Below are 7654 nucleotides of genomic sequence, written 5' to 3' on the forward strand. Positions count from 1 at the left end.
CCGCGAGCCGGTGGACCCCCTGAGCCGCTGAACCCCCGGGGCAGTAAACCAGTGGCCGCCGGCCCGGCGATCACGGGCCTACGATGGTCGAGCAGCCGAGGGCGACGCGAGGGGTGAACCGTGGAGGACCAGTACCTGAGCCTGTCCGAGGTGGAGGCGATCGCACGCCGTGCCCACCGGGGGCAGGTGGACAAGAACGGCCACCCGTACGGCGAGCACATCGCGGCGGTCGCGCACGGGACGGCCGCACGCGGGGGCAGCGAGGCGCAGATCGCTGCGGGCTGGCTGCACGACACGGTCGAGGACGACCGGTTGAGCCGGGAATGGCTGGCGGCGGCCTCGTTGTCCGAGGAGACCAAGACGATCGTGGACGCGCTCACCCGGCGCCCGGAGGAGCCGCTGGAGGAGTACACCGCGCGGATCCTGGCCACGCCGGGCGCGCTGTTGGTCAAGCGTGCCGATCTGGCCCACAACTCCGACCCGGCCCGGCTGGCCTCGCTGGACCGGGCGACCGCCGAGCGGCTGGCCGCCAAGTACGCGCGGATGCGCGAGCTGCTGGGGCTGACGGGGGAGCCGTGACACCCGGCGGGCTCCGGGCTTCCGGCCCAAACGCAGGGCGGGCCGTGGCGGAAGGGTCGTAGCCGCGCGCCCGGGGGTGCCCGGGGAACCACGAGAGGGCCCGGACCCGCGGATCGCGCGGGTCCGGGCCCTCTCGGGCACCCCGGTGGTCCCTGTCCGACCCCCGGGGTGAGGGGGAGTGGTCAGGGGCAGGAGGGAATCAGTGGGCCGATGGGGTCCGGCTTAGTACCAGTGGTGGTTCTGCCAGAAGGACCAGGCGGCGTTCGGGCTGCCGTAGCGGGAGTTCATGTAGTCGTAGGCCCACTTGATCTGGGTCTTGGGGTTGGTCTTCCAGTCGGCACCGGCCGAGGCCATCTTGGAGCCCGGCAGCGCCTGGCCCAGGCCGTAGGCGCCCGAGCTCGGGTTGGTCGCGGTCACGTTCCAACCGGACTCGTGGGAGATGATCTGGTTGAACGAGGCCAGCTGGCTCGCCGGGACGATCTGGGCGGCGATGGTCTTCGGGGACACGGTGGCGGCGTTCGCGGTGGCGGGCAGGACACCGGCGCCCAGGGCGGTCAGACCGGCGGCGCCGGCAAGAATCGCGGCCGAAGTACGCATACGGAGCTTGAAAGCGGGCATGAAGAAGAAGACCTCAATCAGGTTGGGCCGAGTCACGCCCCGCCCAGGACCACGGCCGGACAGGGGCCGAAACGGTTGCGGGGCGTGACTCAGCGACAAGCCATTCACCGGCGGGACAGGAGCCGGTGTGGCTGGCGACGAGAGCCATTGTTGGCAGACCGGATCGGCCACCGCCAAGACCCTCTCGTTACGACCGACAGTCGTAGGGGAGCGGCCGCCGTGGATTCGAAGGGCCGGTCGCGCGGAGCGCGCGGACTGGCCCTGACGTGTGCCGACGCGGGGGGCTCGGGGGCGGGTCGATCGGGCCGATGGTTCGGCCAGGTCTACTACGGTCCGTCGTGGACGTTGATTCCGTGTGAGCGCACTCACCGTTTGAGCCCGGGGAGCCGTCACCCGCGGATCCTGCGGGAGCACTTTGGGTACAGACGATCAACCCGGTGCTGAGACCGGCGCCACACCCCGGAGCGTGCGATCGCCGCAGGTCGCACCCACTCCCGAGCGGGCCCGGTCAGCGCAGGTCGCCCAGCCGCCGGTGCCGTACCGCCCGGGCCGCGAGCCGGTTCGTCTCGGTGGACGCCGCGAGGGTGCCGAGCGCCGTACCGACCGCGTGTCCGAGCCGGGCGCAGAAGGCCTCCGGCTCGTCGGCCGCGTCCGGCAGCTCCGGGACCACCTCGTCCACGAGCCCGACCTCCGCGAGGTGGTGCGCCCCGATCCCCTGTGCCCTGGCCAGCTCGGCGGCATGATCGCCGTCCCGGTGGACGATCGCCGAGGCGCCCTCCGGTGGCAGCGGCGCCAGCCAGGCGTGGCCGGCCGCGAGCACCCGGTCGGCCGGGAGCAGTGCGAGCGCTCCGCCGCCCGAGCCCTGGCCGAGCAGTACCGCGAGGACGGGGGTGCGCAGTGCGAGCAGAGTGGTCAGGCAGTGCGCGATCTCCACCGCGATGCCGTCCCGCTCGGCCTCGGCGGACAGCTCGGCCCCGGCCGTGTCGACCACGGTCACCAGGGGGAGCCCGAGCTGCTCGGCCAGGCGTGCGGTACGGCGGACGGCCCGAAGATCGTCCGCGGTGAACGGGCGCTCGTGCTCCGCGGACTGCCGTTGCTGGCCGACAACCAGGACGGGCCGGCCGTCGAGGACGGCGAGCGCGCGGACCAGGGCGCCGCCGCGGCCACCCGGGGAATCCAGCAGTACCAGCTCCTCGGCGGTGCGCCGCAGCAGCTCGCGGGTGCCCGGGCGGTCGGGGCGGCGGGTGCGGCGGACGGAGTCCCAGGCGTCCGGGCGCCCGGCTGCGGCGTCGGGTGCTTCCGCCGGAGGGGTGCCCGTGCCGGTGTCCGTGTCCGTATAAGGGGTGTCCGTACAAGGGGTGCCGGTGGAAGGGACGCCCGGGGGAGGCGGCGGCGTCGCGGTGAGGACGGCGAGCGTGCGGCGCACCAGCTCGCGCAGCTCCTGCGGCGGGACGACGGCGTCCACCAGTCCCCGAGCGGCCAGCGTCTCGGCCCGCTGGACGTCCGGCGGCAGCTCCACGCCGCGCAGCTCCTCGTACACGCGCGGGCCGAGGAAGCCCAGGCGGGCGCCCGGTTCGGCGAACACCAGCTGGCCGAGGGTGCCCCAGGAGGCGAAGACCCCGCCCATGGTGGGGTTGCGCAGATAGGTGAGGTAGGGCAGGCCCGCCGCGCGGTGGGCCTGGACGGCGGCGGTGATCCGCAGCATGCAGAGGAACGCCGCGGAGCCCTCCTGCATGCGGGTGCCGCCGGAGACCGGCAGGGCGAGCAGCGGCAGGTGCTCGGCGGTGGCGCGTTCGACGGCCCGGGTGATCCGCTCGGCGGTCGCGACGCCGATCGAGCCGCCGAGGAAGCCGAACTCGGAGGCGACCAGGGCGAGCGGCCGTCCGTCGATGAGGCCGCGGCCGGTGAGGACGGCCTCGTCCAGGCCGGTGCGCCCGCGGGCCCGGTCGAGCGAGGCGCGGTAGTCGGGGTCGGCGGGCGGGCCGGGCGGGGGTTCGTCCCAGGAGCGGAAGCTGCCGGGGTCGACCAGCAGGCCGATCAGCTGGCGCGCGGTCGGCGCGGTTCGTCCCGCCGGTGCGGCCTGCGCCGCAGCGGCGGGCGCCGGAGGAGTGGTCCGCGCCTCGTCGTCGTCCTCGTGCGCCGCCATGCCCACCCCGTCAGAGATCGTTCCGGTCCGTCGTGATCCGTCACTCTATGCGGCGCGGTCCGGGCGCGGCGAGAGCCCGAGGAACGGGGCGGGGCGGCCTCGACGCCAGTTCGATGGCGGTCGACCCTTGAACCGTCGGGATGGTTCGTGGACGACGTCGAAGGGGAGTCGATGCGGTCGGGGTACGGCCCAAGTCGCGGCAGGTAAAGGAGAGTTACCCGCTGGTAAACATTTGGAAGGAGGGCTTCCGGAGTTGACGGTGTCTCGCCACACTGGGGGACATGACTCGCACTCTACGCGCGTGGAAGTCCCGCGCTGCCGCCGTCACCGCCGTCGCCCTGATGACCCTCGCGCCGGTCGCCGTCGCCACCGACGCGCACGCCGTCAGTGGTTCGGTGTGCCTCTCCGCACTCCCGTCCGAGGCCGCCGACACCCTCGACCTGATCGCCTCCGACGGACCGTTCCCCTACTCCCAGGACGGCGTGGTCTTCCAGAACAGAGAGCACGTCCTGCCCAGCGAGTACTACGGGTACTACCACGAGTACACCGTCGTCACCCCGGGTTCTTCGACCCGCGGCGCCCGCCGGATCGTGACCGGCCAGAACTACCAGGAGGACTACTACACCGGCGACCACTACGCCACGTTCTACCTGGTCGACCAGAGCTGCTGACCCTCCCGGTACGGCGGTGGCCCCGGCGCACTTCCCCGCCGGGGCCACCGTGGCACCGCCGCGGCGCCGCTGCCGGATCACCGGCGTACCCCTCATGACCCGCCGGATCACCGCCGTGCCCGGCCGTACCCCGGAGGCGCCCGGCCGTTGCGGGCGCAGCCCCGGTCAGAGCTCCGACGGCCCCCAGGCCTCCACCACCAGCTCGTCCCCGACCCGCAGCCTCCCCGGCCGCAGCACGGCGAACTTGCTGCCGAACGCCACCCCGCCCGCCGCCGCCCTGCGGTACCGGGCCAGCGTCCGCAACGGCTCCGGGCCGACCTTGGCACCGCTGGACTGGTCCACCATCGTCACCGCGCAGCGGATCGCCAGCTTGGCGTAACCCAACTCGGCGCCGCCCACCGCGATCCGTCGGGTCAGGTCCTCGGTGTGCGGCTCCGACCAGCCGTCCACCACCAGGTTCGGGCGGAACCGCTCCGCGGACAGCGCGGGAGCGCCGGACACCGCGTTGAAGCCGTCCAGCGTGGAACGGGACAGCAGGTGCACGGCGCAGCTGTCGGCGTAGCCGGAGGTGCCCGGCGTCAGGCCGTCCGTCACCCGGTCGTGCTCGGGCGGCACCCGGACCAGCCGGCTGCGCGCACCCAGCACCTCGGACAGCCAGCCGGCGGCCTCGTCGCCCTGGTCGATGCCGAGGAACGGTGCGCCGAACAACCGGACCTCGCGGCGCGGCCCGTCGGAATCGACCCCGACCGCCACCGGCTCAACCCCCGCGGCGGCGAGTCGCAGCAGACGGCCGTCGTCCTCGACCGCCGGACGGACGGTGGCCAGCAGTGGGTCCCGGCGCTGGGAGCGGAACACGCCGCCCTCGTCCACCACCATGAAGGCCCGGTCGTGGGCCAACCCCGCCCGGGTCAACTCGGCCCGCTCCACCGAGACCCCTGCGCACCCCTTCACCGGGTAGTACCGCAACTCCGTCACCCTCGCCATGACTTCCCCCGATCATCCTGGACTCGACGACTCCGTAGGGTAGTTGAGAGACGTGACAGGCGGTGCGGGTGTGACCCGGCGGCGTGCACGCGGTGACGGGGGCGGAGCCGCCGGACGGCACGCCGTCCCCCGGCCGCGCGCTTGCTAGGGTCGGGTGCATGGCACCGAGCAGCGCGAACCCTCCGGGACGGCTCCGGCGAGACGCGCAGCGCAACCGCGACCTGCTGCTCGCCGCCGCCCGCGACATGTTCTCCCGGCACGGCCTGGACGTGCCGCTGGACCAGATCGCCAAGGAGGCCGGCGTCGGCAACGCCACCCTCTACCGGCACTTCCCGACCCGCGAGGAACTGATCGGCGAGGTGTTCGCGGACGTCGGCGCCGGCCTGGCCGCCGCCGGGGAGGAAGCGCTCTCCGCCGAGGACGCCTGGACCGGCCTCGAACGGTACTTCGAGCGGATCTTCGAACTCGTCGCCGCCGACCAGGGCATCAACGACCTGGTCACCCAGGCCATTCCGGTCATCCCCGGCATGATCGAGATCAGTCGGCAGCACGCCACCACCGTCGGCGGCCTCATCGCCCGCGCCCAGGAACAGGGCACCATGCGGCGCGACGTGGGCACCATGGACCTGCTGTTCCTGCTGGGCCCGCTCTGCCGCGCCCTGCCCGCCACCACCGAACTGCGCCCCGACCTCTGGCGCCGCTACCTCGCCCTCCTCCTCGACGGCTTCCGCACCCAGGCCACCCACCCGCTGCCGGTCCCGCCGATCGGCGAGGAACACCTCGACCGGATGTTCGCGGACCTCTGGGAGGCGGAGCCCCCGCAGGCCTGAGCGAGCGGCCTCCGGGGCACGGCTCTCTCGGCACGGGGTTCCTCGGCGCGGCTTCCATCGATGCGGGGTTCCTCGGCATCAGGGACGCGTACGGAACGGCAAGCTCCGCGTCAGGGCCTCGTCAACGCGCGGCGGCCGCGCGGTCGCGGGGCGCTTTGCTGAGGTACGACGGAGCGCGCGGTCGGGTGGTCCGAGGGTCGGGCCGCTTCGGTCGGTTCGACCGGCTCGGCCGCGGCGAGGGTGCGGCAGAAGAGGCAGGGGCGGGGCATGGCGGACAGCGTGGACGGCGTCGACGGCACGGCGGGCGTGGCCGACGGGGCCGACGTGGCCGGCGGTGCGGACGAGGGCCGGATCGTGGTCGGCCTCAGCGGCTCGCTCGGCAGCCTCGCCGCCCTCCACCACGCCGTCGCCGAGGCCCGGCGCACGGACTCCGAGGTGCTCGCGGTGCTCTGTTGGACCCCGCCGGGCGACGAACTCGGCTACCGCCGCACCCCTTGCCCGCCGGTCATCACCGCCGGTCGCGACGACGCCGTGGCCCGGCTGCGGCAGGCCCTCGACGAGGCCTTCGCCGGCCGGTACGCGGGTGTCCGACTCCGCTGCCAGGCCGTCCGGGGCGACACCGGCCACACCCTGGTGCGGTGCGCCCACCGCCCCGGCGACCTGCTCGTCCTCGGCGCCGGGCGCGAACGCGGCCGCCTCGCCCGGCTGGTGCACCCCTCGGTCACCGCCTACTGCGTCCGGCACGCGACCTGCCCGGTGCTGGCGGTCCCGCACCCTCCGTTGCTCCGGGACCTGCAGACGCTGGAGCACGGGTACCGTCGGTGGGTGCCGGCGGCGCGGAACTGACCGGCGGGTGACGGCGGGTGGATCACGGCCGGTGGATCACAGCGGCCCGCGATCCGCCGCAGCGGCCGGAGCGGGCAGCGGTCCGTGCCGTACCGCCGTCGCCCACTTCGCGGTGGCGGCGGACCAGCCGATCGTCCCGTCCGGCCACGACCGCTCCCCGTGTCACGACAGACCGGCCGTGTCACGACAGGCCGGCCGCCTCGGCGAGGACGGCGGCGGTGCGGCGGCCGGCCTCCAGGGTGTCGGCGGCCGTGGCGGGGAGGCAGCGTCGGGCCTCGGGGCTGAAGACGGTCATCACCACGCCGGCGTGGTCGGTGGGGAGTTCGAGCAGCGCGGCGGTCGGGACGGCAGCGGCCAGCTTACGGGTGTGCTCGACGTCCACGATCTCGTCCGCCGTGCCGTGCACCAGCCAGATCGGGACCGGGGAGGGGCCCGAGGCCAGGTGGTCGAGCGGGGCGTCGCCGGTGGTGACGGCCGGGTCGGTGTACTGCGAGGCGATGCCGACGGCCGCGCCGGGGCGGAGTTCGGCCGGGGTGTCCGGGTGGGTGGCGACCGCGATCGCCTCCCGGCCGCCGAGCGACCAGCCGGCCAGCACGAGGCGCGCCGGATCCCCGCCGAAGGCGGCCGCGGTCCGGCGGGCATGGGCGAGGGAGGCGCGGAGCTCGGCGGCGCCGCCGTCCGCCTGCCGGCAACTCCAGTCCGGGACGAGCACCAGCAGCCCGCGGGCGGCGGCCTCCCGGGCCAACGGGCGCAGCACATCCCGCTCGTTCGGGCCGCTGCCGTGCCAGAGCAGGACGACGGGAGCCGGCCCGGCGGCACCCGTGGTCGGCCGGTGTACGTCCGACAACCGCCCGTCCGCGTACGGAACGACCTCGAATGGTGCGCTGTCCATGAAGGGTTCGCCTCCGATTCGGTGACTGATCACTGAGCTGGTACTGTACTTCCTGTCGCGAGGGAGATGATTCCTCGTCAGGCGTCAG

8 protein-coding genes are annotated in these 7654 nt (G+C 74.2%); 4 read left to right on the forward strand and 4 right to left on the reverse strand.

Translation table 11 applies throughout. The features are described 5' to 3' along the window. Positions 1-120: 120 nt before the first annotated feature. Complete coding sequence (locus ACZ7KX_RS16550) at positions 121-579, forward strand: HD domain-containing protein (protein WP_470327024.1); 459 nt, start codon at positions 121-123, stop codon at positions 577-579. A gap of 222 nt (positions 580-801) precedes the next feature. On the opposite strand, the gene ACZ7KX_RS16555 is transcribed toward ACZ7KX_RS16550, so the two are convergent. Both ACZ7KX_RS16555 and ACZ7KX_RS16560 read right to left on the reverse strand, forming a co-directional pair. Next, positions 802-1176 carry an aggregation-promoting factor C-terminal-like domain-containing protein gene (locus ACZ7KX_RS16555; RefSeq protein WP_396546130.1) on the reverse strand — a complete coding sequence of 125 codons (375 nt, stop codon included), beginning with the start codon at positions 1174-1176 and terminating at the stop codon, positions 802-804. Between the two features lie 529 nt (positions 1177-1705). Next, entirely contained in the window at positions 1706-3343 is a 1638-nt protein-coding gene (locus ACZ7KX_RS16560) for a carboxyl transferase domain-containing protein (protein WP_470327025.1), read from the reverse strand. Between the two features lie 281 nt (positions 3344-3624). Between ACZ7KX_RS16560 and ACZ7KX_RS16565 the strand changes: the two genes are divergently transcribed. Further along, positions 3625-4014: a ribonuclease gene (locus tag ACZ7KX_RS16565; protein ID WP_470327026.1), complete on the forward strand. Its 390-nt coding sequence runs from the start codon at positions 3625-3627 to the stop codon at positions 4012-4014. Positions 4015-4179: 165 nt separating this feature from the next. On the opposite strand, the gene ACZ7KX_RS16570 is transcribed toward ACZ7KX_RS16565, so the two are convergent. Continuing rightward, complete coding sequence (locus ACZ7KX_RS16570) at positions 4180-4998, reverse strand: MOSC domain-containing protein (RefSeq protein WP_470327027.1); 819 nt, start codon at positions 4996-4998, stop codon at positions 4180-4182. A gap of 158 nt (positions 4999-5156) precedes the next feature. On the opposite strand from ACZ7KX_RS16570, the gene ACZ7KX_RS16575 reads away from it, so the two are divergent. Together ACZ7KX_RS16575 and ACZ7KX_RS16580 are read left to right on the forward strand one after the other, a co-directional pair. After that, the gene (locus ACZ7KX_RS16575) at positions 5157-5828 is read left to right on the forward strand and encodes a TetR/AcrR family transcriptional regulator (protein WP_470327028.1); all 672 of its coding nucleotides are present in this window, start codon (positions 5157-5159) and stop codon (positions 5826-5828) included. A 267-nt stretch (positions 5829-6095) separates the two neighbouring features. Further along, entirely contained in the window at positions 6096-6674 is a 579-nt protein-coding gene (locus ACZ7KX_RS16580; protein WP_470327029.1) for a universal stress protein, read from the forward strand. Positions 6675-6855: 181 nt separating this feature from the next. Here the strand turns inward: ACZ7KX_RS16580 and ACZ7KX_RS16585 are convergent, their stop codons facing one another. After that, entirely contained in the window at positions 6856-7566 is a 711-nt protein-coding gene (locus ACZ7KX_RS16585) for an alpha/beta hydrolase (RefSeq protein ID WP_470327030.1), read from the reverse strand. Positions 7567-7654: the final 88 nt, after the last annotated feature.

The organism is Kitasatospora sp. NPDC038210, from assembly GCF_055600605.1.

Bases quoted from the DNA above. Each gene is read 5' to 3' on its own strand.
- ACZ7KX_RS16565 (WP_470327026.1), top strand. From the start codon at position 3,625: ATGACTCGCACTCTACGCGCGTGGAAGTCCCGCGCTGCCGCCGTCACC.
- ACZ7KX_RS16575 (WP_470327028.1), top strand. From the start codon at position 5,157: ATGGCACCGAGCAGCGCGAACCCTCCGGGACGGCTCCGGCGAGACGCG.
- ACZ7KX_RS16585 (WP_470327030.1), bottom strand. From the start codon at position 7,566: ATGGACAGCGCACCATTCGAGGTCGTTCCGTACGCGGACGGGCGGTTG.
- ACZ7KX_RS16560 (WP_470327025.1), bottom strand. From the start codon at position 3,343: ATGGCGGCGCACGAGGACGACGACGAGGCGCGGACCACTCCTCCGGCG.
- ACZ7KX_RS16570 (WP_470327027.1), bottom strand. From the start codon at position 4,998: ATGGCGAGGGTGACGGAGTTGCGGTACTACCCGGTGAAGGGGTGCGCA.
- ACZ7KX_RS16555 (WP_396546130.1), bottom strand. From the start codon at position 1,176: ATGCGTACTTCGGCCGCGATTCTTGCCGGCGCCGCCGGTCTGACCGCC.
- ACZ7KX_RS16580 (WP_470327029.1), top strand. From the start codon at position 6,096: ATGGCGGACAGCGTGGACGGCGTCGACGGCACGGCGGGCGTGGCCGAC.